The organism is Pseudomonas sp. TE3895, assembly GCF_056278855.1.
In genome coordinates this window covers 718,011-740,941 of the sequence record NZ_JBWBQE010000001.1, presented here as the reverse complement: position 1 = coordinate 740,941, position 22,931 = coordinate 718,011, and the positions used below count along the sequence as shown (strand labels likewise).

Genomic DNA, 22,931 nt, shown 5'->3' with positions numbered 1-22,931 from the left:
TGAGCTGCCGGGGCAGCGTTCGAACAGTTTGACGGACAATTCTGAGGGGTAGGGAGGGGGCAAACAATCATCTGACGGGAAGAAACATTGTCCTGTTCAAAGTGACAATCGGTGCCAGCGCTTACCTGGGCTCAAGGCCTGTGCTGTCTCTGTGGGAGCGGGCGCGCCCGCGAGGAAGGCAGCGCTAATCCGACTGTTCACCGCCACCAAACTGTGCCCGATACTGCGCCGGCGTCATGCCAATTCGCTCAAAGAATACCTTGCGCATGTGTCGGTCACTGCCAAACCCGCACTGCGCCGCCACCACCTTCATCGGCAGGTCACCGCATTCGAGCAGCTTGCGCGCACGATCGATGCGCGCATTCTGCAGGTACTGCAGCGGCGTAATGCCCACCTCACGCTGAAACGTCCGGGCAAAGTTGCGCCCGCTCATGGCCACCAGTTCGGCCATTTTCTGCACGGTGAACGCCTGCTCGATGTGGTCGACGATATAGGCCTGTACCCGGGCAATCGGCGAGTCATCGCGTGGTACCGCAGCCAGCAACGGCCCGTAGGGTGTCTGCCCGCCCTGACGGTGGCGGGCAACCAGCAGTACCTTGGCCACTTCCAGGGCCAGCGCCTTGCCATGGTCCTCGGCGACCACCGCCAGTGCCAGGTCGATCCCTGCAGTGATACCGCCCGAAGTGATCAGGCAGCGGTCCATCACGTAGATCTGCTCGGTCTCCACCTTGGCCTCGGGGAACGCCTGTGCCAGGCGCTCCACGTAGTTCCAGTGGGTGGTACAGCGATAGCCATTCAGTAACCCGGCCCGCCCCAGCAGGAACACCCCGGTACAGATGGCGCCGAAGCGCTTCGCCTGGCGTACGGCCTTGGGCAGCCAGCGCTCGATCCCTGGCAGGGCGGTGTCATAGGCCCCTGGGCCGCCCGGCACCAGCAACAGGTCGACGGCCTCCGGCAAGTCCTCCAGGCGCTGGTCTGCCACCACCTTCAGGCCGCATGAGCCGCGCACCACTGCTTGCCCCTCGGCCAAGGTCAGCAGCCGATATTGCCGTGCTGCAGGCAAGAACCGGTTGGCGATGGCGAATGCATCCATGGGGCCGGTGACATCCAGCAGTAGCACATCGTTGAACAGCACCATGGCCACGGTGCGGTGGGCGGGTTTTTCCTGCATGCCTCTGTCGCCTTGAATGCCGGCCGCAGGTAGCGGCCAGAAGCTGAATACGAAACGCATCTTAAGATATCGGCAAAACGCCCAGGGCCAGCAGCGCACAATTAACAACAATTCAGGTTTGGCTCAGGACTTCGTCATGTGCCGGGGGCGAGACTTTCTGCATTGAACAGGAGAGTCGCCATGTACCCTGGGACGCCCGAAGCGCCGCTGCAAACCCCCGGCGCACTCACGCCCGCGCGGCTGCGCCGGGCCAAGGAGCTGATGTTGCACAGCCCGTTGTCGATCATTGAGATCGCTGCGGTATGCAACCTCACACGCAGCCACTTTTCCCGCGCCTTCAAAGTCAACACCGGCCTTTCGCCGCAGGCCTGGCGCCTGCTGGCGCGCATGGAAAAGGCCAAGCGCTTGCTCGCCACCGAGGCGCCTATCACCCATGTGAGCCTGGAATGCGGTTTTTGCGACCAGGCCCATTTCACCCGCGCTTTCAGCCGCCTGGTCGGCCAGCCACCCAAGGCCTGGCGGCAGGCGCAGGTACTTTCATAAGCCGAAGCTATCCACCGGTATAACCCCCTGCGGACAGTGCCGGCCCGTTATCCCAACCCAAGGAGTCACCCCCATGAGCCAACCCGATTACAAGCGCCTGAACAAAGACGACGCCGTGGTGCTGCTGGTCGACCACCAGACCGGTCTGATCTCGCTGGTGCAGGATTTTTCGCCCAACGAATTCAAGAACAACGTGCTGGCCTTGGGCGACCTGGCCAAGTTCTTTGGCCTGCCGACCATCCTCACCACCAGCTTCGAGCAAGGCCCGAATGGCCCGCTGGTGCCCGAGCTGAAAGAAATGTTTCCGGATGCGCCGTACATTGCCCGTCCGGGCCAGATCAACGCCTGGGACAACGAAGACTTCGTCAAGGCAATCAAGGCCACGGGCCGCAAGCAACTGATCATCGCCGGTGTGGTGACCGATGTGTGCGTGGCATTCCCGACCCTGTCGGCGCTGGCGGAAGGCTTTGAAGTGTTCGTGGTGACCGATGCCTCGGGCACCTTCAACGAAACCGTGCAGCAAGCGGCTTGGGTGCGCATGACCCAGGCGGGTGCGCAGATGATGAACTGGTTCTCGGTGGCCTGCGAACTGCACCGCGACTGGCGCAACGACATCGAAGGGCTGGGCAACCTGCTGTCGCAGCGTATTCCCAACTACCGCAACCTGATGAACAGCTACGCGGCGCTGGCCTCGCGTTGATGTAATCCTGAATCGGCCTCTTCGCGGGTAAACCCGCGAAGAGGCCGGCACAGGCTATGCGTGACGCACAGGCAGACTGAAACGAATCCGGCATCCACCCAACTGCGACACCAGCGCCTGCAACTGCCCACCGTGGGCCTGGGCCACCGAACTGCAGATCGCCAAGCCCATCCCCATGCCACCGGTCTTGGTGGAGTGAAAGGCATCGAATACACGCTCCCGCTCGTCCGCCGCGATACCCGGCCCGTTGTCGTCCACGCAGACCTCCACCCCATCCTCGACCACCGCCGACGCAATCTTCAGCACCCCGTCACTGCGATACCCCGACAACGCTTCCAGGGCATTGGTAATCAGGTTGAACACCAACTGCTGCAACTGCACCGGGTCGGCTGTCACGCACACCCCGGCCTTCAGCTGCGTCTGCACATCCACCTTGCCCTTGGCGGCGTCGGCCGAGGTCAGGCGCACCACCTCGCGGATCAATTCGTCCAGCTTCACCGCCTTGAGTTGCATCGGTGACTGCTTGGCCAGGGACCGCAGCGCCCGCACGATGTTGCCGGCCCGTTCGCTGTCGTTGCGGATGTCTTCCAGGCCGGCAATTGCTTCTTCCAGGTCGGGATTGGGGCGTTTCAACCAGCGCAGGCTGGCCGCGGCATTGGAGGCGATGCCCAGTAGCGGTTGGCTGATCTCGTGGGCGATGGACGCTGACAGCTCATTCATCGCCTGCAAGTGCGCACTGCGCGCCAGTTCCGCACGCGAGCGGCGCAACTCAGCCTCCATCTGTGCGCGGATCTGGTTTTCTTCGGCCAGGCGTGTGTAGAACTTGGCCGTTTGTAGCGACACCGCTGCCTGTGAGGCGAGGATTTCCAGCATGGCCAGGCGCTGACCGCCGAACAGGTTGGGCACAAGGCGGTTTTCCAGGTACACCAGGCCGATCAGCACGCCCTGGATCACCAGCGGCAGGCACAGCACCGAGCGGGCGTTGCGTGCTTGCAGCTGTTGGCGGAAGGCCTCCGGGCACTCACTGAGGGCATCGTTGAGCACCAGCGGTTTGCGGGTGCGCATGGTGGTGTTGATGACTGACAGCGGTGCCTGGGTCATGAACTTCTGGCAGTTGTCCATGCTCACGTGCAGCCCGGCATCGTCGATGTAGGCCAGGGCGGCCATCTGGAATTCGGCGCCGCTTACAATCAGCAGCGCGCCATGGTCGGCACCGGAGTGCTGGGTCAGGTGGCCCATCAGGGTTTCGATCAGGCCTTCGAGCAGCACTTCTTCGGACAGCGCCCGCGCGGCTTCGATGCCGGCTTCGAGGTCCAGCCTGGCCTGGTGGGTGGCCCGATAGGTCTCCTGAATCGGCTGGGTGCGCAGAAACGGATGCAACGTCTCAAGCTGGTGCACCTTGCCGGTCGCGCCCCAGATATGGAAGCAGTCGCGGGCGATACGCAGGTGCAGGTTGGCGCCGGAAATCAGGCCGCTGGGGATGCACACCTCGGCCAGCTGTTCATGGGCCAGTGCCTGCTCGTGGATGAAACCGGCAGCGGTGGCGGCGATTTGCGCCTGGTCGAAGCAGCGGATCGCGGCCAGGCCGTTGCCTTCGAGCTTGGCGATGACGCCCTCGATCAGCAACTGCTTGCTGCGGAAGGTGGCCGGGTTGAAGCCGGCCCAGCGGCTGAAGCGCTCGCGCAGGGCCTGCAACTGGCGCAGCTTGTCGGCAAGACTGCCCGGGGCCTCGGGGCTGCCCAGGGCCAGGCCGCGGAACAGATGATAGTCAGCCAGGTTGATGTGCGCCGGTGCCGCCCAGCTGTTGTCACCGGCCAATGCCAGGTCGCGCATGGCCTTCGGGATATTGCCCATGTAGAAGGCGCACATGGCGGCGAACAGGTGCTGGAAGAACCGCGTGGTGGGCGATCTCGAGGCAGTGGCCGGGGCGGGGCAGGGCGTGCCGCTCAGGTTGGCGACGAACGCTTGCTGGGCCAGCAGGATCTGCTCGATATCGCCGTAGCCGTGGCGACGCACAGTGGCCAGGCCTTGCGCCACTTCCTCGACCACGTCCGGCAGGTAGCGGCCCATGAACAGCGAATCTGAAACCAGGTGGTTGCAGGCATAGCAGCTCATCGCCAGGTCACCGCTCAGGCGCGCCGAGTCGACCGCGTCCAGCGCGGTACGTCGGGCGAATTCCATGGGCGAGGTCCAGGCGCTGACCTGGTCCAGGGCCAGCAACGCGCTGGTCAGATCAGCGTCGAAACCGTGCCGCTCGATCAGCTTGAGCGCGGCCAGGCAACAGGCATGGCCATCATGGTAAGCGCCAAAACGCTCGGCAATCATCACGCCGTACCAGGCCATGCCGTAGGTGCTGCCAGGGGCAACGCCGTGCAGTAGCGACATCTCCATGAGCTTGGCCAGGTGCAGGAAGCAGATGTCGTCCTTCACGAAGAAGGATGATGACAGAGTGGCCAGCAGGCTGATGGCAACCGTCACTTCCTCCGAATCGGTGCGCGGCAGTGACTCCAGGCAATGCCGGTCCTTCTGTTCGATCAACGCCTGCACATGGGCATGACTGGCCTCGACCTCTTGCCAGTCGACGCCCCGCACGGGGCTTATGCCCAGCAAGTCCAGGCCGTCCAGGGCGCTGTCGATAGCCGCCTGATAGTCACCGTGCAAGGTGTACAGCAGTGCCTGCAGCCGGCACGCCCGCGCCTGGTCCAACACCGAGCGGGCACGCTGGCGGCATTCAGTGAGGCGGGCCTGCGCTGCGATCGTTCGCGACAGTTGCATGTCGCACTCCGTCGCCATGCAGGCGACGGCAAAGCCATGCGTGGCGCGGCTTTCCAGCGTGGCGCTGTGGTGCAGCAACTGCTCGGCGGTGTGCAGGTAGCCAGCGGCCTGTTCGAAGGCGCCGGTGTCGCGTGCGCGGGATGCGGCTTCGCGTAAAAGCTGCAGGAACGCTTCGCAGTCATCCGCTGCAAACCCGCATGGGCTGGCGCGTTGCAGCTGGCTGGCGAGCTCGAACAACACCTCGTGCGTTCGCCCTGGCCAAGCCTGGCGCATGGCCAGGGCGATGCGTGCATGCAGCGAGGCGCGCTCGTGCACGGGCGTGAGTGCATAAGCGGCCTCCATCACCCGGTCATGAGTGCAGCCTAAGCCATTCTGGCCCGGTTGCAGGAAACCGGCGCGAATCAAGGCTTTCAACGGTTCGCCCGGCGGTTGGGCGAGTACCTGCCGAAGCAGGCGTTCATCGCAGTGGCTGCCCGCCGCGCTGACGACCCGCAACAGGTCGCGTTGCGGTGCCGTCAGGCGCTCCAGGCGGTGGACCATCAAGTCGGCGACATTGTCGGAATAGCAGTGCCGGGCCACGGCCTGCAGGCACCATGACCAGCGCATGGCCTGGGTGTCGAAGATGAACAGCTGGTCTTCGACCATGGCCCTGAGGATCTGGTTGATGAAAAACGGGTTGCCCGCCGTCTTGCCGTGCACCCGTTCGGCCAGCTGATATGCGTCTTCAGGGGCAACATGGAAGCGCTCGCCAATCAGCTCGGTCACTGCCCCCACGGCCAGTGGCCGCAGGTTCAGCGTGGTGCTTCGCACCGTTGCGGGTATGGCCAACGGTGCGCTGGTGGTGGGCGTATCGTTGCACTGGGTGACAATCAGTAGCAGGTTAGCCGGCACGTTAGCCAGCAGTTGGGCCAGCAGTTGCCGGGTGGCGTCGTCGGCCCATTGCAAGTCGTCGAAGAACAGCACCAGCGGTTGGCCAGGCCGGCTGAAAACCTGCAGGAATTCAATGATCGCGTGCAGTTCCTTGTGCAACGCAAGGCGCGTGGGCTTGGCGGGTAATTGGGGCAAGGGGCCGAGAATCAGTTGCAGGTCCGGGGCCAGCTTGCCAAGCAGACGGCCATGACTTTTGATGCGGCGCTGGATTTCGCGACGCAGGGTGACGAGGTCCTGACTGTTCTTGGCCAGCAACTGGGTAGTCAGGGCACCGAGTACTTCGATCCAGGGCGTGTAGGGCACTGCTTGGGCGTGGCTGTTGCACGTGCCGACGGCCCAGTAACCTTCGGCGTTGGCCTTGAGAGCTGCTTTGACCAGGCTCGACTTGCCCATGCCAGCAGCGCCGTAAATGACCAGGGCTTGTGGTTTGCTGTCGCGATGCAAGGCCTTGAGCAGCAGGGCGATAGCCTTTTGCTCGGCGCTGCGGCCATACAGGCGTGCGTGGTCGGGCGCTACCGGGTCGGCGCAGCCTGGGGTGAAGGGTGCCATGGTTTTGTGGGCGGCCCACTGCCGCTGGCAGTGAGCCAAGTCCACTGCAAAGGCGCGCGCGCTCTGGTAGCGGGCGTCCGGCTCTTTGGCCAAGGCCTTTGCCAGGACCAGGCTGAGGGGGGGCGGCACCTTGCTGTCCACTTCGCTGGCCGCCCGCGGCTGCACACCAGCATGCAGCTGTCGCCAGTGCTGGGTGTCGCGCCCGGCCAGCGGCAGTTCGCCTACCAGTAACTGGTAGAGGATTGCCCCCAGGGCATAGATATCACTGCGTCGGTCGCTGCTGCTTCCGTGCGGGCAAACCTGCTCCGGCGCCAGGTAGGCCCAGTTGCCGAGCGGGGTGCCCTGTTCGCTGATCCGTTCTGCTGGGTCGGCGCGAAAGAAGCCCAGGCGCACCCGCTGGTGGGCGCGCAGGTACACATGTTCGGGCTGCAATGTACCGTGCAGCGCATTGCGTTCGTGCGCTTGCGCCAACGCATGGGCAGCGTTCACCGCGATGTCTAGAAACGGCTCCAGCGCCGCAGGGCCTTCAGCGATCAGGTCGGCGACTGAGAGGCCGGCCGGGTACACCAGCAAGGGGCCTTCGGCCGAGCGCACGAACGCCGAGGGGATCACCGCCCACTGCGGGTCCAGTTGCAGGCGGTAGTCACGCTCCAGGCGCTGACAGGCGGAAGGTGCCTCGAGCGGCGCGCGCACGGCGATCCAGGCTTGATGTGAAGCGGGGTCGCGCAGGCGGAAATAGCTGAGCTCACCTTCCTGGCCCAGCGCGCTGATCTCGCACCGGTTCAGCCAGCCCTCGTCGATTGACTGGTCGTAATCGATGGGCCTGTGGGCAAGGCGTTCATCGAGCATAAAGCACCCCCGCTAGCGACATCCTGAGGCGCGAGTATACGCAGCGGGCCCAGCGTGGATGCGGGTTACAGCCTGCTTGGCAGGAACGGGCACGCTGTTGTCCGTTATCGTCCCCTGAGGGCTGGCGGGCTTTTGTATAGTCCTTTGGCCAACCTATCCCTCGGGATAATTGTCTGAACGCGTACGCTGGCCTAGGCTGCCCCGGACAGCGAAAACGCCTGTGCCCGCGCGAGGAAGCCATGATCCGAATAGGCAATGCCCAGGTGTCGCTGGAGCGGCGCGAAGTCTTTGTCGACGGCGAGCCGATCCTGTTGGGTGGGCGCGCTTTCGACGTGCTGGCCACGCTGATCAGGGCCAAGGGCCGCGTGGTCGGCAAGGACGAGTTGTTCAGCCAGGTGTGGTCCGGCACGGTGGTCGAGGACAATAACTTGCAGGTGCAGGTGTCCTTGCTGCGCAAGGCCTTTGGCGACCGTAGCCTGATCCAGACCGTGCCGCGCCGGGGCTATCGCCTGGCCGCGCAGATCAGCCTCGAAGTGCCTGGTCAGGCACTGGGCCGGTCATTGCTGCGCAGCCTTGCCGAGACTGTCGAGCCGCTCGATGAGCGCGTGAATGTGCCGGTGCTGGTGGTGGATGACGACCCGTCAGTGCGCACCGCTTTGGGCCGGCTGTTGCGCTCGCAGGACATCCCGCACCACTTGTTTGCCAGTGCCGAGGCGCTGTTCGAGGCCCGCCTGGAAACCCCCTGTGCCTGCCTGCTGCTGGACATGCACTTGCCGGGTACAAGCGGCCTGGAGGTACAGGATGCGCTGTGCCGGCTGGCGCTGCCCTGGCCGATCGTGTTCATGACTGGCTTCGGCACCATCCCGATGACCGTCCAGGCCATGCGCGCCGGGGCGGTGGAGTTTCTGACCAAGCCGTTCGATGAAGACCAGTTGCTGACCCTGTTGCAGGCAGTGCGCGCCCGGGCCGTGGGCGAAGGCCGCAAGTGGCTGCAGGCGCGGCAGGTCGAGGAAAAGTACCAGCGCCTGACTCAGCGTGAGCGCCAGGTCTTCTCGCTGGTGGTCGGCGGCTTGTCGCACAAGCAGATCGCCAGGCAGATCGGCACCAGCGAGGTGACGACCAAGGTGCACAAGAAGAACATCATGAACAAGATGCAGTCCCGCTCGCTGCTGGAGCTTGCGGCCATGCACAACCTCCTCGGAGCGCGGTCTGCGAGCCTGGGCGGCGCATGAGCAGAGGGGTGTGCATCGTCGACGACGATGCCTCGGTGCGCAAAAGCCTGGCTAACCTGCTGCGCTCGGCGGGGTTCGAGACCTTGTCGTTTTCCGCCGGGCACGCATTCCTGGCCTCGCCACTGGCGGGCGAGGCGGGCTGTGTGTTGCTGGACCTCAAAATGCCGGGGATGAGCGGGCTGGAGGTACAGCGTGAGCTGGCACAGCGGGGGAGGCGCTTGCCGGTGATCTGCATGTCGGCACATTGGGACGATGGCTCGGTGCGGGCAGCGATGGGCCTTGGGGCACTGGCCTGCCTGGGCAAGCCGTTTTCTGAAGAGGTGCTGCTGAAGGTGGTTGAAGAGGCTTTGGCTGGCGGTCAGTGAGGTACGGCTGTGCCGGCCTCTTCGCGGGTAAACCCGCGCCTGCAGGGGGCATCACAGCCCTGGCAATCTAACTGCTCCCCGGCCGGTACTGCAGGGCCTCGGCCAGGTGCGTCCGGCCAATCTTCTCGCATCCCTCCAGGTCCGCCAACGTCCGCGCCACCTTCAACAACCGGTGCGCCGCCCGTAGCGACAAGGTCAGCCGTTCGCAGGCCCCTTCCAGCCAGACTTGGTCCGCCGCTACCAACCCACAGTGATGCCTTAAACCTTCAAGGTCGAGAAATGCATTCGCACAACCTTGTCGCCTGTGCTGCAGCTCCCGCGCTTCAGCCACCCTGACGGCGACATCGGCACTGGTTTCACCGCAAGGCTGGTTGTTCAATGTAGTGCTCTCGCGAGCCACGGTCAGGTGCAGGTCGATGCGGTCCAGCAGTGGCCCGGACAGCTTGTTGCGATAGCGCGCGATCTGCTCGGTGCTGCAGCGGCAGCGGCCAGTGGGGTCGCCCAGGTAGCCGCAAGGGCAGGGGTTCATCGCCGCCACCAGCTGGAAGCGCGCGGGGAAACGCACTTTGTCGCGGGCACGGGCAATCACGATTTCACCTGACTCCAGTGGCTCGCGAAGCACTTCCAGTACGCGCCGCTCAAACTCCGGAAGTTCGTCGAGAAACAACACGCCGTGATGGGCGAGCGTGATTTCACCTGGTTGCGGTCGGCTACCGCCACCGACCAGCGCCGGGCCGGACGCAGAGTGATGGGGATGGCGAAAGGGGCGCTGTGGCCAGCTGTTCAGCGGCGCTTTCCCGCTGACCGACTGGATTGCCGCCACTTCCAGCGCTTCGTGCTCGTCCAGCGGTGGCAGCAGCCCAGGAAGGCGGCTGGCGAGCAAGGTCTTGCCGGTTCCAGGCGGCCCGGTGAACAACAGGTTGTGCGCCCCGGCCGCAGCCAGCAGCAAGGCGCGCTTGGCTGCCAGTTGGCCCTGCACTTCGCTCAGGTCCGGGTAGGGGCGTTGCTGCAGGATCAGGCCGTTGGCTGCGTAGGGCGGCAGCGGCACCTGGCCGTTCAGGTGGGCGACCAACTCCAGCAGGTGGCCCACCGCATACACCACCAACCCGCCGGCCAGGCTGGCTTCCTCGGCGTTTTCCCGTGGTACCACCAGCGCCCGGCCTGCTTCGCGTGCCGCCAGTGCCGCCGGCAGCACGCCCTGCACCGGGCGCAATTTTCCCGACAGCGCCAGTTCGCCCAGGCATTCCATATCGGCCAGGGTGGCAATCGGCACCTGGCCGTCGGCGGCGAGGATGCCCAGGGCGATGGCCAGGTCATATCGGCCGCCATCCTTGGGCAGGTCGGCGGGGGCGAGGTTCTGGGTAATGCGCCGCTGCGGGTACTTCAGCCCGGAGTTGACGATGGCGCTGCGCACCCGGTCCTTGCTTTCCTTGACTGTGGTTTCCGGCAGGCCGACCAGGGTGAGATGAGGCAGGCCGTTGGCCAGGTGGGTTTCGACGCTGACCGCCGGTGCCTGCACGCCTACCTGGGCGCGGCTGTGGACGAGGGCTAGGGACATGAACACTCCGTTGTTGCTGGAAAATGCCGCTTCCTGCGGCTGGGCAAAGAATAGCCAGTGCTGCCATGGCAGGTGCAACAAGTGTGCGTCGTGGTTTTTCAGGGCAGGGGTTTTCCTTGAGCTTTCATGCGCTTCGGCAAAAATGGATCCAATAGATTTTACGCAGGTACCAGCTATGGCTTAGTTTTATGGGCAAATTGCCTTGCGCCGGAGCTTGCGGTGTTCGGCACACCTGTAGCGGTTGAGAAAGGAAATCTGGAACGTGATCTGCTTGATGATATACGCCGTTGTGCCCCGGCCATTTCATCGTGTTAGCGCCGGAGGTTGACGAACGAATGAGCTCATTACGGCTTGGCCGCACCGAACACCGCGCTCATCTGGTTAATGCGTTTCGGTACCGGAGCACAGCCCCATCAGTCGCAAGCTAGCTTCTGCTATGGCACTCGTGCTCAAGTCTGATGATAAAAATTCGGCCCTTTTCTGTGGAGAGCCACTCCGAGGCACTTAACTGCAAAATATCTTATAGATGTTTTGCAGGTCTTCGTATGGCCCGCTTATACGCATCGTATCTTTGCCAGGTTCAATATGTATAATTTCACTTTTGCATTGATGGAGCATGCTGAATTTATTTTCCTTTCTCGAGAATCCTCCGCTCTTATTTTTACAAAAACCCATTTTTAACAGGCCGCTCTCTATCGAGCTAAGTTCTATTTCGGCTGGCAATTCAAGTTTTGAAAATGCATTGTCGTAATACATTTTTCTTCATGGCCACTGCTAAGAAACCCAAAGTCCCACTGCCTGCGGCTCCAAATAAGAGATCGCGGACAAGACCGAAAATTTCTAATAAATAAAAAAATACTAGTATCGTCAAAAAAGCCACGATTAGTTTCTCACAAAGGGCTAAGGCCTTCATCGGGTCATACTTGAGCTGGGCTAGCAATTTCAGCCTACTTAACGTGGTGGTCATATTGTCTATTTCCATGGTGCGTTAATCGTAAATTTATAGGCGTAATTCTTCAGGCTCACATTTTTTGCCAATTCTGCACGTCGTGACACATTGAATGGCTATGTGATTTTTCGATAAATATAACTACCTAATAGTGGCGCTAGGCTCAAGAAGCTTGCGCCACAGATCGACCAGACTACTCAGCTACCATTGGTTTGCGGAAAGAATGATGTTCCAGAAAATCCGGAAGGATCCCAAGCATTGGCAGCATCCTTGACAGCATTGTAAGCCGTTCCACCTCCTATAGCGCCTAAGCCACTACCTACTGCAGCACCACCCGTTGCACCAATTGGCGTTCTCGATCCGATGGCTGCACCTAAGGCTCCTCCCAGCGTCGCACCGACATTTTCAAAAAATGTATCGCCCTTGTCGCCTCCGGAAATCTGAGACAGCTCTTTTTCTGATAGGTCTCGCATTCTTTAATAGCCTCCCATTGAAAATGGTGATTTTAGATTAATGTTCACACAGGAATTGTATTTTGCATTTCAATTTGATTTGCAGACCAGCGAGCAACTATTTTACTTTTATAAGGTGGCAAAGCATGTTGCATAATTCATGTTAATTATTTCAGTGCATGTCAGTAACAGTTCGATAGAAACCGGCGGCCGCAATCCTTGAAAGTTTTATTAGCCTCAATTCAGCTGTCCTATTCGACGAGCAAAGCAAGCCTTTAACAGAGTGCTTACGGTGGATAGAGTGTACGGCGGTAAGGTTACTATCGCGCTTCGCGACATTGACTAGCTCAATGGCTTTCTGTCGGTGTGACATAGCATGATCGTATCGCCGACCAATATGAACAGTGCAAGCAGGCTAACACGCCAGTAGTACCTAGCCGAAAGGGGGGTATGGTGAAATGACGCAAATAAACCGCCAAAGGGCATTAAGCATTGAGAGCTCATTGAATGTCATTTTGTCTTTTCAATGAATACAGAGTCACACCTTCACTGCGATTCCATGGTGTCATCTTGGACCGCGCGCCCACTGGTCCTGCAATATTGAAACCACTGACTTTCCTGATGGAGTAATCAATTCGCCGCCGTGCCCAGAAGACGCTTTTGATGCCGCTCTCGAGGAAAAATATTTTTAACATGGCCAACGATTCCCTGATGGCGCCACAAGGAAAGCAGAAGTCAATGATCCAAGTCCGTCCTCCTTCATTCCATTCTGATGGATGTAATAAAAAAGCGGGGTCGTAGAGCAATCGGTGTTCACTGTCGGGAGCCAAGTGGGCCCATATCACGAAACCTATCGGAATGGACGTCCGATCGTATAAGAATAGTATTTGTTCGTGCTCGATTGCAGGTGCCAGCCAGTACTGGAGCGTCCGTATTTGAAAACTGGAGGAACGATGGCATCTGGACATTATCATCACTGCGTATCCCAATGCAGAAGCTCTGTCCTTCAATTTTTGATTTAGACAAGCTTTCCTCAATTCATAGTGTTTCTTCATGTATTTCATTCCAGGCCCCGCGGTAGAAGTCGAGCGCTTTACGAATATTAATCTGTCTGTTAGACAGCGCCAATAATTCATATGCCGTTAATGCTCCTGCCGCTGCTCCCTCCAGCATGAATATACCGGTCAGTGGATCGAACCAGATCGATTGTTGTTCGCATAGCCAGAACGGAACGGATAAACTGTGTTCATTACCCAGATTAAACCTGGCTGCAAGAACAGCATCATCATTCAACCGCTGAAAAGCCGATTTTTTTTCACTCTCTTCATAGCAATCGATAGCTTCAATGAGGGGCTTTAGGTCATGCATCATCTGGTGGCTATGGTTCAGCCGGGTAACATTGAACACCATGCAACGATAAAGGTTCTGACTGCTTATCCCTCGTGCGCACGCGGCCTGTGAAATTTTTTCGAAGAGTTGGCGATAACACATGCGTAACATGTCAACTTCTGGTTCACCCAAATCTAGCCATAACAATTCAGCTTCCGCTGAATCCCTAGAGCACCCGTTCAGAAGTTCCAGATACAGTCGAAACGTCCAGCGCACGTAGCCCTCCCACCCGCTTTCATGGGAAATGGGAGTAACACTAAAATTATCAAGCTGTAGCACGATGTCAAGGCATCGGCTAAACTCCTGAAATTCAGTGGTGTTCTCTAAACAGATCAATAGCCACAGAGGGAAGCCCGCTTGGGAGGCTTGGTAAAGACGCAAGTGACGTGTGTACATATCCCTAAAATGTACTGCGGCAGCCTCCCATAGTGCTAAGGATGTATCGGCACTTACCACAGCATATTTGCTAAGGTAGTAGCATAGGCTGTGAATGCTTTGCAGAGCAGGCTGATACTCTCTATTGAACCGATCGAGGCTCAACCGATCGCCGTTGATGAAATCAGTGAAAAGACAGACGCCACTAAGATCCAGCCATCCGCCCTGTATCGAGACATTTGAGGCACTGACATTGTAGTGAATTATGTGCTTGGCCCTCGCTGCAGCAAATTGCTTGGCATATCGGCCCGCGAGTTCAATCAGCCCATTTTTTAGCCGTTTTGGCAAACTTTCGGCTTGGTCCAAGTTTATAGGGTCGGGCAGGAAGTCAACAAGTTTATTTATTGCCTCCTTAACCCGCTGTGCATCCTCCCCAAGAGTATCCCGGCGTTTCTGCTTGAAGTAGATGGATCGAATGAAGTGTGCCGGTCGTACTACCGGTTCGCGCACGAGCAAGGCACGCTTTTGCGGACCCTGCATAGTCTCGTACTTTAGCCCGGTGTCGAGAATAGCGACGGATCTTGCAGCGCCATAGGGCAGCACTGCTTGAATGATTTCGGCCCATATCGTCTCATAAAATGCGGTGACGAGCGATAAATTGCCGTCGCCATGGCCAGCGTCGACGTCGTGTCCAACTAAAGGATTGGCCCCTAGGCCTTTGAGTTGCCAAATCCCGTCGAAGCCGCAACGCGCACCACCACCATTGTTCAGAATGCCATCGCCACCATAGCGCTCTGCCTTGAATATCTTGGCTGGTCCACTATTACCGTCGCGCTGTCCAGAAGGCTTTATCATATAGCTGTAAGCCTCACACAAAGTCGCCATGCAACCCGGACCGGGCAGTGATGGATTGAGAAATACTACCTTGCAGCCTGCGACTGGCTGACATTCGAAATCCAGGAAAATTTCGTGCAGGTCGGCAAGTACCTTGCGAGTTGAAATAGTCATGTATAAAGTGACGGTCGTAATTGTTATTAGTCTGCACCAAACCAAGGTGCAATGAAAAACCGTTTGACGGAAGTCATCTTCTTTAAAGCTACAGCTAAACCGCATCGTATTGGTACCCTACAGGCGTAGGGGTTGCCAAAATTTATTCTTTTGGCAGAATTGGTTCGGTTGCTGCTAATTTTGCATGCGCTGGCTGTTGGATGGCTGATGTAGCTAGGAGAATCGCAAGTTCGGTTCTGCTCTTCACGTTCAGCTTTTTGAATAACGAAGAAACATGGTCTCTTACCGTGTTGTGGCTAATGCCTAAATCAAGACCTATCTGTTTGTTGGTTTTGCCTTGGCCTACTAGGAGCATGACGTCGCGCTCTCTCTCTGTAATATTCAAAATATGTCCTTGCGTGTGCTGAAAATGGCTAGTGCGCTAGCCGCCGAAGGCTATCGGCGCCCATCCATGCTTGCATGGAAACCAATGAATCCAACAAGAATTTGAATATAAATTGTATTGCAGTGTGTTAGAGAGGCTTCCCAAAGGTGGAGGTGCGTGAGTGACAGACAAGGCGTCTTTGTTTCGGCCCGAAGCGATCTCCGCACGGGGAATAAACTGGCTCGGTGAGATTGTGCTGATTCGTCCTGTTTCGTTCAGCCTGCTTACTTTTATTGCGATGCTGCTCGCTACGATGGTAGTGGTCTTCTTCATTTATGGAAGCTATACCAAACGAAGTACAGTAGCGGGGCAGCTTGTCCCTTCTTCCGGGTTGATCAGGGTCCACTCCCCACAATATGGTGTTGTGCTCGAGCGCTTTGTCGAAGAAGGACAGAAGGTTGATCGAGGTGCGCCACTGTTCAGATTATCCAGCGAACGCTTCAGCGATTCCGGCCTAGTGCAGGCCAGTGTCAGCGAGAAACTTTCACAACGTCGTCGCTCGTTGAACGAGGAGCTCATCAAGCAAGAGCAGCTGCAGGCCGAGGATAGACTAAGCCTGCAGAGCAAGTTGGCAAGCCTGCACCAGGAGCGAACTACACTAGCGCACCAATTAAGCAATCAGGAACAACTCGTCGTCTTGGCCGGCAATGCGGCTGAGCGTTATCAAGGATTGATGGACAAAGGCTACATTTCGATGGATCAGCTGCAACAACGCCAGGCGCAGTTGCTTGGTGAACGGCAGGCCCTGCAAGGCCTGATACGCGAGATGACATTGCTGCGCCAGCAGTTGGTCGAGCGGCAGAATGAGCTCTCTGGGTTACCGGCATTGCATGAAAATCAACTGTCTAGTATTCGTCGTGTATTATTCTCCGTAGAACAGGAACTCATCGAAAGCGAAGCAAAGCGCTCAGTGCTCATTACTGCTCCTGAATCAGGAGTCGCTACTTCTATCCTCGCCGATCCTGGTCAGACTGTTGACAGCACTCGCTTGCTAATGGGCCTCGTACCCAACGACTCCATCTTGCAAGCGGAACTCTATGTGCCAAGTAGAGCCATCGGGTTTATCCGAACGGGCGACACAGTGTTACTTCGCTACGAAGCCTACCCCTATCAGAAGTTTGGTCAATACCAAGGGCATGTTCGATCAATCTCCCGCTCTACACTTTCAGTCACCGAACTCAGCAGCATGACTGGAAGTGTGCCGGGGCTTGGGGCTGATGGTGAGCAGATATATCGCATTCGCGTAGATATCGATAAGCAGTCAGTGGTTGCCTATGGGGAGCACCACCCATTGCAGTCGGGCATGTTGGTTAAGGCGGATGTTCTCCAAGAGAAACGTCAGCTTTACGAGTGGGTGCTCGAGCCGCTTTACACCGTGGCTGGCAAACTGTAGGTCCAATAGAAATGAGCTATCTCGACGCAATTAGCCTACGCCTTGGGCGACGTTTATCACTGGTCCTGCAGACGGAAGCGACTGAATGCGGATTGGCTTGCCTGGCGATGATTGCCAACTACCACGGCTATCACACCACACTTATGGAATTACGTCGTCGGTATAGCGTGTCGCTCAAGGGGTCGACCCTCAAACATCTGATTCAGACCGCTGACCGACTGAAGTTTGGAACGCGAGCAGTTAGAGTTGAATTGAATGAACTTGACAAACTAAAACTACCTTGTGTGCTGCACTGGAATTTCAACCATTTCGTAGTATTGAAGGCTGTCGATGGTCAGCGCTTAACTCTGCACGACCCCGCCCAAGGTGTTCGTCAACTGAGTCTGAACGAGGTTAGTAAGGGATTCACAGGTGTTGCCATGGAGGTCTGGCCCGAAAGTGACTTTCAGCAGCAATCGCCGCCGACCCGGATCGGGTTGATACACATGATGGGCCATGTTAGTGGGCTTTATCGGGCGCTAGGGCAAGTGCTACTTCTGGCTCTTGCGCTCGAGGTTTTCTCGCTGGTCAGCCCCCTTTTACTACAGTGGACTATCGACAATGTGCTCGTAACTTTGGATCGTGACCTTTTAGCCACTCTCATGATCGGCTTCGCCCTGCTCTTGCTGATGAAGCAGGTCGTCAGCCTTGTCCGGGATTGGGTAACAATATATATCAGCACTCTTTTAGGCGTGCAATGGCAGGCAAACGTCTTTAGTCACTTGTTGCGTCTGCCCATCCACTACTTTGAAAAACGTCACTTAGGGATTCTCCGATCAAGTCAGCACAGCCCATCTGACCTGTGCTGAAATAGCCCTCCGTCCAACTGCCTTCTACAAGTCCGCCATCCCATGAGCCAGATGAGCTTTTCCGATTTCGAGTACGCCGGTAAGCGCAAGCAAACCCGTCGCGAGCGTTTCCTGGCCGAGATGGAACAGGTGGTTCCGTGGAGTGGACTGGTGGCGTTGATCGAGCCTCACTACCCAAAGGCTGGCGGTGGCCGCAAGCCTTATCCTCTGGAAACCATGCTACGCATTCACCTGCTGCAGAATTGGTTCTCTTTGAGCGATCCCGCCATGGAAGAGGCGCTGTACGAGATCACTTCGATGCGCCAGTTCGCTCGTCTGACGCTCAGCGCTCCGATCCCCGAAGACACGACGATCATGAACTTCCGGCACCTGCTGGAGAAGCATCAGTTGGCGGCCGGCATTCTGGAAACCATCAACAATTACCTGCAAGACAAGGGCCTGTCGTTGCGCCAGGGCACCATTGTCGACGCTACCATCATCCACGCGCCCAGTTCGACCAAGAACAAGGAAGGCAAGCGCGATCCTGAAATGCATCAAACGAAGAAGGGCAACCAGTACTATTTCGGCATGAAGGCCCACATCGGCGCGGATGCTGAATCGGGTCTGGTGCATCACGTTCATGGTACCGCCGCGAACGTAGCTGACGTGACGGAGGTCGCTCAGCTATTGCATGGCGAAGAGAATGTCGTGTGTGCGGATGCGGGTTACACAGGCTTGGAAAAGCGGCCAGAACACGAGGGACGGCAGGTGATATGGCAGGTCGCTGCCCGCCGCAGCACCTACAAGCACTTGAGCAAACGCAGCGTGCTCTACCAAGCCAAGCGCAAGATCGAAAAGGCCAAGGCGCAAGTGCGTGCGAAGGTGGAGCACCCGTTCCGGGTGGTCAAACGCCAGTTCGGCTATGTGAAGACTCGTTTTCGTGGCTTGGCCAAGAACACGGCGCAACTGACCACGCTGTTTGCCCTGTCGAATCTGTGGATGGTGCGCCGGCAATTATTGCCTGCTGCGGGAGAGGTGCGCCCGTGAGTCCAGATAACCAAGGCTTTGCCTTGGTTATCCAATAATCAGCGACTGAAAATCGGGCTTTTCGGCATCCCTAAGCTGCCCATTTTCGACTGATGAGCGACTTGTTCGGAGTTTCCTTAGGGGATGTAGTCTCGCGTTTCGGCTCAGTGGGTAAAATACAACAGACCCTGACGGCTACCTTCTTTTCCACAATCCTCGATGGGCTAATGAGCCTAGCTACCCTGATCCTGATGTTAGTCTACAGCCCGCTGCTAGCCATGATCGCGGTGCTAGCGATGGCACTATACATTTTAATACGCTGGGTCTGGTACCAACCCCTTCGGCGGGCTAGCGAGGAGCAAATCGTCCATGCCGCACGAGTAGACAGCCATTTTCTGGAAACGCTGCGGGGCATGCGTACGCTGAAGTTGTTTCAGCGTCAGAACGAGCGTCGTGCGACCTGGCTCGGCCTGTTGGTGACGCAGATCAACGCGGGATTGCGCACCCAGAAGCTGCAGTTGCTTTACGCCCAATTCAACAGTTTGATCTTCGGCCTTGAAAACCTTCTTGCCATCGGATTTGGCGCCTCCTTGGTTTTGGACAACAAGTTCAGTGTCGGCGTGCTGATGGCCTTCATGGCTTACAAAGGACAGTTCGTCGGCCGCGTGGCCAGTCTTGTGGATCACTTGTTCGAGTTGCACATGCTGCGTCTCCAAGGCGAGCGCTTGGCTGACATCGTACTGCATCCCCCCGAGGAGACGCACAATAGTCTGGCTATGACTGCTTGGACACCGACTGCGCTCGATATCAGCATCCAAGGTTTGCGATATCGCTATTCGGATCAAGAACCTTGGGTGCTCGATGGAGTCGACCTGAATATCTCTCCAGGACAATCCATCGCAATCACTGGTGCTTCGGGATGCGGAAAGAGCACGCTGGTCAACCTGATGCTTGGGATACTGCAACCTACAATGGGGCATATCTACATGGGCGAGAGCGACCAGCGTCACCTCCATATTGATATCTGGCGCAGCAGGATCGGCACGGTACTGCAGGATGATTGCCTTTTCGCCGGCTCGCTGATGGAAAACATCACCTTCTTCGAGCCTAGTCCTGATCTGAACTGGGCCATGGAGTGCGCCAGAAATGCTTCAATGCATGAGGACATATTGGCGATGTCGATGGGCTACAACACGCTTGTAGGCGATATGGGCACCGTTTTGTCCGGTGGGCAGAAACAACGCTTGCTACTAGCAAGAGCCCTGTACAAACGCCCCGACATACTGATTCTCGATGAGGCTACCAGCCATTTAGATTCAGGCTGCGAGGAACGCGTAAATTTAGCGATAAAAGCCTTGGATGTGACTCGGATCATCATCGCTCACCGAGCGGAGACGATCGCTTCAGCGGACCGTGTGATTCGTCTCGAAGGGGGGCGGATTGTTCAGGACTGTAGGGTAATGGAAAAGCAGCCTACCGACGAAGTAGGCGCAGCATGATTCGTGCAGCTATTGCCGGTGTGCTGCTGACGTTGGCCTGTGTCTGGGCTGGTGGTGCGATCGCAAGGGATGTCCTGCGGAGCAAACAAGGAGATTTTGCTGACTGGCTTCCTGAAGGCCATCTCACGTCTAGACCATGCAATGAAATCCCGACTCGTCCGCCGTTGAGCCTAGGAGTAGTGATCGAGGAGGTTCTTTGTCACGACCCGCTAACACGACAGGCATGGGCTGAGGCGAGGGCTCTCGCTGCACAGGTAGGAGTGGCCCGGTCAGCGTACTTGCCTAGGCTTGGTGCCAGTTCGGCGATCACTTTTGCACGCAATCACACCAATTATAAACAGATGGAGGATTACTCCACCGAAGGGTACCAGCGGCGGCTTGAGAATCGTCTGAACCTGAGTTGGGTATTGTTCGACTTTGGCCGGCGAGAGGCGACCCTGCGCAATGCCCATCAGCTGTTGGTCGCCGCTAATGCTTCCAAAGACAGCCAACTGCAACAGACATTCATGCAAGTAGCCCAACTGTATTACTACACCCTGGCAGCACAGGATAGCCAACGCGCGGCGCAACAGGTTACTGCGCTCGCGGCAGAAAATCTGAAAGACGCCAGCGCCAAATATGAAGCCGGGGCGGCGGCTTTGTCCGATTGCCTGCAGGCGCAAACAGCGTATACCCAAGCCATGCTGAGCGAAGTCCGTGAGCAAGGGGTGGTGCGCAGTGCTCAAGGGCAGATTGCGCTGCGCATGGGCTTGCCACCGGAAACACCGATTACTTTGACCGCTGGTCTGGCGAGGGTTCCTGATAGGAACTTTGTCGATGACGTCGAAGCGTTGCTTGCGCAGGCTAGCGAGGGACATCCGTTACTTATCGCTGCCAGAGCCAAGCTGGAAGCGGCTAAAGCGACGGTCAAGCAGCAGGAAGCTGCGGGTCGTCCCAGTATTTCTTTTGTTGCGTCTGTTTCGTATGCGCAGGCCCAACAGTCCGCAGCTTACTACGGAGATAGCCGCATTCGCGATAACAGTGTCGGATTGCAAATCGATATCCCCTTGTTCGAAGGGTTCGAGCGCACTTACCAAGTACGTAGCGCCCGAGCCCGAGTCGATGCCAGCAAAGCGGAGCTGGCGGAAGTCGAGCAGCGCATTGCCTTGGAACTATGGGCCAGCTATCAGGCTTTGGTCGTTGAGACGCAAGCACTTGAAACCACCAAAAAGTGGGTAGAGCAAGCTGTCCAAGCATTACAAGTTGTGCAGGGTCGATACCGGTCGGGCGTAGGAAGCATGACCGAACTACTTAATGCCACAACTGCCTATGCAAGCGCCGAACAGCAAAACATCAGGACCTTAAATAATTGGCATGTGGCTCGATTGAGGCTGGCAGCAAGTCTGGGGCGGCTTGGCTTCTGGACGTTATGAAATACATCTTAGAGCGCGCAATTTAAGTACTATAAAAATGGCCGAATAAATAAGATAAACTGCGAGGTCCTGATGAGTGCGAACATGCCGGACAAGGAGCAGGAAGTCCTTGGTATCCCTTCGTTTTATCACAAAACGTTCTACGTGCTATCGCTGTATTGGCGGGGCGAGGAGAAAACATTTGCTTGGTGCTCGTTAATAGTATTGTTTATCCTTTCTCTGCTCGCCGTGGCGACTTCTCTAGCAATAAACGAATGGTACAAGCATTTCTACAACGCGATTCAGGAACTCGACTCACAGCGATTCTACGTTCTGGTGCTAGTGTTTCTCGGGATCATTCTGTTCTCCGTCGTCCGCTCTGTAGTTATCACATATCTAGTTGACGTGTTCGCCCTCCGCTGGCGACGCTGGCTGACTAACTACTACCTCTCGGCATGGATCGTTGAATCCGAGCGACCGAAGCATGTTGAACACCGCGTGGATAACCCTGACCAGCGGATTGCAGAGGACATCAACAAATTTACATTCGAGACCATCGATCTTGCCTGTGGTCTGCTCTACACATTAGTCAGCGTTGTGTCCTTCAGCATCGTGCTGATTGGCATCTCTGGCGACGCGCTGTTGTGGGGCGTGGATATTCCAGCCTACATGTTCTGGGCTGCCATAATATATGCCCTGCTGGGAACTTATATCAGTCAAAAAATTGGTTTCAAGCTGGTGTCATTGAGCAACAACCAGCAGCGTTCCGAAGCCGATCTTCGCTATTTTCTTTTCCGCTTTCGTGACGGCTCCTTCGTCCAGGGAGATTCTATAGGCCGAAACTGCGAGAAGGAGCGCATTAGCGAAAAACTCGATGTGAGCCTAGCAAACATGCGCCGCACCATCCGAGTGAAGATGCGCCTCTCTCTCTTTACCGAGAGTTACAGCCAGCTTTCATTGATTCTCAGCAGCCTGCTGGCAGTGCCGAGGTTCTTCTCCGGGGCCATTATGTTCGGTGATGTTATGCAGATTAACTCGGCATTCGGAAATTTGTGTGGAAACCTTAGTTGGTTCATCAATGCGTATCACCGTCTGGCCGACTGGAAGGCTACGACAGATCGCTTAAATTCATTTGACGGCGCGCTCGCGGCGCTGTCCCGAACTGACACATCTGATCTTTGCCATCCAACGATATTTGTCAAATGATCAGGCAAGCCACAATCAGTCTAAATTTTTTGGTTTATTGAAGAGTTTCTATTCATTAAAAGTATCGGGGCGTTTGATAGATGAGAATCTACCTTTGGCAATCTCGTGCTCAGCGGTTACCTCTGTGGAGGATTTGGTGGAGCAGGCGGATCCTAAAGTTATAGGCCGCTAGCTTTTTGCCTGACTGCCATTTTTAAAATGGTCAAGGTGGTATTCAGCTTGATGTGGATGTTGCAGCGTTCTAACTAGTCGTATCTAGTCCGAATTTTTGCAGCTATTTCGAAAACCTGCTGCCGCCGCCGCTCTGCACCGGGCGCAAC

Annotated in this window: 18 protein-coding genes; 10 read left to right on the top strand and 8 right to left on the bottom strand. The window is 57.3% G+C overall.

Going from position 1 to position 22,931, the window contains the following annotated elements:
* Positions 1-184 precede the first annotated feature (184 nt).
* Positions 185-1,171: a GlxA family transcriptional regulator gene (locus tag ACZ889_RS03260; protein WP_054888384.1), complete on the bottom strand. Its 987-nt coding sequence runs from the start codon at positions 1,169-1,171 to the stop codon at positions 185-187.
* A 180-nt stretch (positions 1,172-1,351) separates the two neighbouring features.
* Here ACZ889_RS03260 and ACZ889_RS03255 point away from each other — a divergent pair, with 180 nt between their 5' ends.
* The gene (locus tag ACZ889_RS03255; RefSeq protein ID WP_012054076.1) at positions 1,352-1,714 is read left to right on the top strand and encodes a helix-turn-helix domain-containing protein; all 363 of its coding nucleotides are present in this window, start codon (positions 1,352-1,354) and stop codon (positions 1,712-1,714) included.
* A gap of 73 nt (positions 1,715-1,787) precedes the next feature.
* Complete coding sequence (ycaC, locus tag ACZ889_RS03250) at positions 1,788-2,414, top strand: isochorismate family cysteine hydrolase YcaC (RefSeq protein WP_003253573.1); 627 nt, start codon at positions 1,788-1,790, stop codon at positions 2,412-2,414.
* Between the two features lie 54 nt (positions 2,415-2,468).
* Here the strand turns inward: ycaC and ACZ889_RS03245 are convergent, their stop codons facing one another.
* The gene (locus ACZ889_RS03245; protein WP_476257174.1) at positions 2,469-7,517 is read right to left on the bottom strand and encodes a trifunctional serine/threonine-protein kinase/ATP-binding protein/sensor histidine kinase; all 5,049 of its coding nucleotides are present in this window, start codon (positions 7,515-7,517) and stop codon (positions 2,469-2,471) included.
* A gap of 239 nt (positions 7,518-7,756) precedes the next feature.
* Between ACZ889_RS03245 and ACZ889_RS03240 the strand changes: the two genes are divergently transcribed.
* The gene (locus ACZ889_RS03240) at positions 7,757-8,749 is read left to right on the top strand and encodes a response regulator (protein WP_185279828.1); all 993 of its coding nucleotides are present in this window, start codon (positions 7,757-7,759) and stop codon (positions 8,747-8,749) included.
* Positions 8,746-9,114 (top strand): response regulator transcription factor, encoded by a 369-nt coding sequence (locus ACZ889_RS03235; RefSeq protein WP_173881306.1) that lies wholly within the window; start codon positions 8,746-8,748, stop codon positions 9,112-9,114. The genes ACZ889_RS03240 and ACZ889_RS03235 overlap by 4 nt, the downstream gene beginning before the upstream one ends.
* 67 nt (positions 9,115-9,181) lie before the next feature.
* Here ACZ889_RS03235 and ACZ889_RS03230 read toward each other — a convergent pair whose 3' ends face one another.
* The 6 genes from ACZ889_RS03230 to ACZ889_RS03205 form a co-directional block, all read right to left on the bottom strand.
* Positions 9,182-10,672, bottom strand: a complete 1,491-nt coding sequence (locus ACZ889_RS03230) for a YifB family Mg chelatase-like AAA ATPase (protein WP_185279827.1) — start codon at positions 10,670-10,672, stop codon at positions 9,182-9,184.
* Positions 10,673-11,396: 724 nt separating this feature from the next.
* Positions 11,397-11,639: a hypothetical protein gene (locus tag ACZ889_RS03225; protein ID WP_476257173.1), complete on the bottom strand. Its 243-nt coding sequence runs from the start codon at positions 11,637-11,639 to the stop codon at positions 11,397-11,399.
* Between the two features lie 179 nt (positions 11,640-11,818).
* The gene (locus tag ACZ889_RS03220) at positions 11,819-12,094 is read right to left on the bottom strand and encodes a bacteriocin (RefSeq protein WP_161775482.1); all 276 of its coding nucleotides are present in this window, start codon (positions 12,092-12,094) and stop codon (positions 11,819-11,821) included.
* Between the two features lie 479 nt (positions 12,095-12,573).
* Complete coding sequence (locus ACZ889_RS03215; RefSeq protein ID WP_180689092.1) at positions 12,574-13,128, bottom strand: toxin-activating lysine-acyltransferase; 555 nt, start codon at positions 13,126-13,128, stop codon at positions 12,574-12,576.
* A complete protein-coding gene (locus tag ACZ889_RS03210) occupies positions 13,112-14,845 on the bottom strand; it encodes a hypothetical protein (protein WP_180689093.1) in 1,734 nt (577 codons plus the stop codon). The genes ACZ889_RS03215 and ACZ889_RS03210 overlap by 17 nt, the downstream gene beginning before the upstream one ends.
* A 142-nt stretch (positions 14,846-14,987) precedes the next feature.
* Entirely contained in the window at positions 14,988-15,230 is a 243-nt protein-coding gene (locus ACZ889_RS03205) for a response regulator transcription factor (RefSeq protein ID WP_257645134.1), read from the bottom strand.
* 178 nt (positions 15,231-15,408) lie between these two features.
* On the opposite strand from ACZ889_RS03205, the gene ACZ889_RS03200 reads away from it, so the two are divergent.
* From ACZ889_RS03200 to ACZ889_RS03175, 6 genes are all read left to right on the top strand, one after another.
* On the top strand, positions 15,409-16,662 hold the full coding sequence (locus ACZ889_RS03200; protein WP_180690079.1) for an HlyD family secretion protein: 1,254 nt from the start codon (positions 15,409-15,411) through the stop codon (positions 16,660-16,662).
* Between the two features lie 11 nt (positions 16,663-16,673).
* Positions 16,674-17,510 (top strand): cysteine peptidase family C39 domain-containing protein, encoded by an 837-nt coding sequence (locus tag ACZ889_RS03195; protein WP_476257172.1) that lies wholly within the window; start codon positions 16,674-16,676, stop codon positions 17,508-17,510.
* Between the two features lie 42 nt (positions 17,511-17,552).
* Complete coding sequence (locus ACZ889_RS03190) at positions 17,553-18,536, top strand: IS5-like element IS2000 family transposase (protein WP_180689090.1); 984 nt, start codon at positions 17,553-17,555, stop codon at positions 18,534-18,536.
* Positions 18,537-18,628: 92 nt separating this feature from the next.
* Positions 18,629-20,014 (top strand): peptidase domain-containing ABC transporter, encoded by a 1,386-nt coding sequence (locus ACZ889_RS03185; protein ID WP_476257171.1) that lies wholly within the window; start codon positions 18,629-18,631, stop codon positions 20,012-20,014.
* Positions 20,011-21,426, top strand: coding sequence for a TolC family protein (locus ACZ889_RS03180; RefSeq protein WP_180689095.1), 1,416 nt, complete (start codon positions 20,011-20,013; stop codon positions 21,424-21,426). The genes ACZ889_RS03185 and ACZ889_RS03180 overlap by 4 nt, the downstream gene beginning before the upstream one ends.
* Before the next feature lie 84 nt (positions 21,427-21,510).
* Positions 21,511-22,611 carry an SbmA/BacA-like family transporter gene (locus tag ACZ889_RS03175; RefSeq protein ID WP_180689096.1) on the top strand — a complete coding sequence of 367 codons (1,101 nt, stop codon included), beginning with the start codon at positions 21,511-21,513 and terminating at the stop codon, positions 22,609-22,611.
* Positions 22,612-22,931 lie beyond the last annotated feature (320 nt).

Excerpts from the sequence above, each read along its gene's own strand:
- ACZ889_RS03260 (WP_054888384.1), bottom strand. The coding sequence starts at position 1,171 with ATGCAGGAAAAACCCGCCCACCGCACCGTGGCCATGGTGCTGTTCAAC.
- ACZ889_RS03255 (WP_012054076.1), top strand. The coding sequence starts at position 1,352 with ATGTACCCTGGGACGCCCGAAGCGCCGCTGCAAACCCCCGGCGCACTC.
- ycaC (WP_003253573.1), top strand. The coding sequence starts at position 1,788 with ATGAGCCAACCCGATTACAAGCGCCTGAACAAAGACGACGCCGTGGTG.
- ACZ889_RS03245 (WP_476257174.1), bottom strand. The coding sequence starts at position 7,517 with ATGCTCGATGAACGCCTTGCCCACAGGCCCATCGATTACGACCAGTCA.
- ACZ889_RS03240 (WP_185279828.1), top strand. The coding sequence starts at position 7,757 with ATGATCCGAATAGGCAATGCCCAGGTGTCGCTGGAGCGGCGCGAAGTC.
- ACZ889_RS03235 (WP_173881306.1), top strand. The coding sequence starts at position 8,746 with ATGAGCAGAGGGGTGTGCATCGTCGACGACGATGCCTCGGTGCGCAAA.
- ACZ889_RS03230 (WP_185279827.1), bottom strand. The coding sequence starts at position 10,672 with ATGTCCCTAGCCCTCGTCCACAGCCGCGCCCAGGTAGGCGTGCAGGCA.
- ACZ889_RS03225 (WP_476257173.1), bottom strand. The coding sequence starts at position 11,639 with ATGACCACCACGTTAAGTAGGCTGAAATTGCTAGCCCAGCTCAAGTAT.
- ACZ889_RS03220 (WP_161775482.1), bottom strand. The coding sequence starts at position 12,094 with ATGCGAGACCTATCAGAAAAAGAGCTGTCTCAGATTTCCGGAGGCGAC.
- ACZ889_RS03215 (WP_180689092.1), bottom strand. The coding sequence starts at position 13,128 with ATGAAGAAACACTATGAATTGAGGAAAGCTTGTCTAAATCAAAAATTG.
- ACZ889_RS03210 (WP_180689093.1), bottom strand. The coding sequence starts at position 14,845 with ATGACTATTTCAACTCGCAAGGTACTTGCCGACCTGCACGAAATTTTC.
- ACZ889_RS03195 (WP_476257172.1), top strand. The coding sequence starts at position 16,674 with ATGAGCTATCTCGACGCAATTAGCCTACGCCTTGGGCGACGTTTATCA.
- ACZ889_RS03190 (WP_180689090.1), top strand. The coding sequence starts at position 17,553 with ATGAGCCAGATGAGCTTTTCCGATTTCGAGTACGCCGGTAAGCGCAAG.
- ACZ889_RS03185 (WP_476257171.1), top strand. The coding sequence starts at position 18,629 with ATGAGCGACTTGTTCGGAGTTTCCTTAGGGGATGTAGTCTCGCGTTTC.
- ACZ889_RS03180 (WP_180689095.1), top strand. The coding sequence starts at position 20,011 with ATGATTCGTGCAGCTATTGCCGGTGTGCTGCTGACGTTGGCCTGTGTC.
- ACZ889_RS03175 (WP_180689096.1), top strand. The coding sequence starts at position 21,511 with ATGCCGGACAAGGAGCAGGAAGTCCTTGGTATCCCTTCGTTTTATCAC.